The sequence below is a fragment of the Moorena sp. SIO4E2 genome (assembly GCF_010671945.1).
In the GTDB taxonomy this organism is placed as follows: Bacteria; Cyanobacteriota; Cyanobacteriia; order Cyanobacteriales; family Coleofasciculaceae; genus Moorena; species Moorena producens.
In genome coordinates this window covers 1-1,830 of sequence record NZ_JAAHIE010001054.1, presented here as the reverse complement: position 1 = coordinate 1,830, position 1,830 = coordinate 1, and the positions used below count along the sequence as shown (strand labels likewise).

General features: G+C 45.0%; 2 protein-coding genes and 2 pseudogenes. 2 read left to right on the top strand and 2 right to left on the bottom strand.

What is annotated here, in order from left to right; translation table 11 throughout:
• Nucleotides 1-234, bottom strand: a pseudogene (locus F6K37_RS40550) (ATP-grasp domain-containing protein); the annotation flags it as partial.
• Between the two features lie 126 nt (nt 235-360).
• Between F6K37_RS40550 and F6K37_RS45935 the strand changes: the two are divergent.
• Both F6K37_RS45935 and F6K37_RS40540 read left to right on the top strand, forming a co-directional pair.
• A pseudogene (locus F6K37_RS45935) lies at nt 361-495 on the top strand (cyclase family protein); the annotation flags it as partial.
• 302 nt (nt 496-797) lie between these two features.
• Nucleotides 798-1,190: a hypothetical protein gene (locus tag F6K37_RS40540; RefSeq protein WP_008183110.1), complete on the top strand. Its 393-nt coding sequence runs from the start codon at nt 798-800 to the stop codon at nt 1,188-1,190.
• Nucleotides 1,191-1,385: 195 nt separating this feature from the next.
• Here the strand turns inward: F6K37_RS40540 and F6K37_RS40535 are convergent.
• A partial coding sequence (locus tag F6K37_RS40535; protein WP_287256945.1) for a hydantoinase B/oxoprolinase family protein occupies nt 1,386-1,830 on the bottom strand: 445 nt, incomplete at its 5' end.

The window sequence follows — 1,830 nt, the reverse complement described above, 5'->3', positions numbered from 1 at the left end:
AATTAGGTTTGTCCCACTATAAAGCCCTAACTTCTTGGCTATATCTGTACCTACTACAGGGATACCATTGTCTTTGACAGTTCTTTTTAAAAATTCAGAGACATATGGCTTGTCTACAAAAAACATTTTATTCTCTCCGTAGTTAAATCTCAAGTGCATAACTGGAGGTTTCACCGGCACGCCCTTGCCCAAAATTTGAGGATGGCGAGAGGTTTCTCGGACCGTCTGCTCCAAACAGCTGTTAGACAACTGGCTAACATCGGAAGGATATCACGACTTTGCTAATTTCTTGCTCAACTTGATTACTGGACTTCAGGGTAATGGCATTTTCCAGCAACGCTCCAGAATTATACTATAAGTCAAGACAAGTATCAGATCGAGTTGCTGACTAACTTGAATCAGGTGCCGGAGTATGGTGCGATCGCAATAGTAACCTTTCCTAAGCCCCTGAAAGGTTCTGGTTTTCCAGCAAGGGTGTTCGCAATTATTCCCTAGTAAGGCAAGAGGCAAGAGGCAAGAGGCAAGAGGCAAGAAATTATAGAGGAATTTTTGGTAGCGATGCAGCGCGTTCATGCGGGGGTTTCCCCCACTCGCGCTTTGCATCAAGACAAGGTCAAAAACTCTAAGCCTTGTTTCCAATTCATTTGGAAATACTATATAGGGCTTAGCGGTATATATATTTAGGAACCTTTTGGAGATTCAGTCAGTCTAATAATCCTAATGGAAGAGGTTATCTCTCAAGAGACAGATCTAACCTAAGAGCAGTAGATCGATTGCTACATTTAGAGGACAAAAAGATGAAAGGGATTTTCGGTGCTCTACTACCAGGACTGATCACAACCGGTTTTGTAGGCGCAACACTACTACCCGCTGCACCGGCAGCTGCTGATGATTTATTAAGAGATATCGGTATTGGTGCGGCTGCTGGTGCAGTAATTGGAGAATTAACTGACAACGGCTCACTGATCGGTAATACTGCCAATGGCGCTGCCGCTGGTGCTGCTGTCAGTGCTAGTAAGCGGGATAGAACTAGAGCTCAGCGTAACAGTGCTGGGAGTCTAGTTCAAGATGTCGGGTTTGGTGCTGCTGCTAGTGTTGTCACTGGCGTAATCATTGACAATGGCTCAGTAGTAGATAATGCGGTTAAAGGTGCTGCTACTGGTCTAAGCATTAACCTACTAGACCGTTAAGACTTTTAAGTAGCCCATACTTTAGGATTCTTTAATCGTCGCTAACCCATGTTGATGGGTAATCTATCGACTTAGGTCTAAGCTAATGCTTAGTTAGCGTTGCCTAGGATAAATGCTGATCTTATTTATGCAGCATTTATCCTGTTGCCCTAGCCCAAAGGAAACACCAATGCGATCGCATTGGCCTGCTACCGATTAGGATTCACTATCACCACTATCGAAACCAAATCCCCCACCTCCAGGGGTCTCAATCACAAACACATCACCTGTATTCATTTCCACCACCGCAGTATTACCCAACTCCTCAACGGTTCCATCCTTCCGTTCCACATAATTTTTTCCCAAAGCACCCGCTTCACCACCATTTAACCCAAAAGGCTTCACCACTCGACGTCCAGATAGAATGCCTGCGGTCATAGGTTCTAGGAAACGAATCTGGCGAATTACGCCATTACCCCCACAATGAACGCCCTTACCGCCACTATCAGGGCGAATCCCAAACCTTTCCAAAAGTACTGGAAATCGCCATTCCAACACTTCTGGGTCAGTTAAGCGAGAATTGGTCATGTGAGTATGTACCGCATCTGTTCCATCAAAATCAACCCCTGCCCCAGAGCCTCCACAAATAGTTTCATAGTAT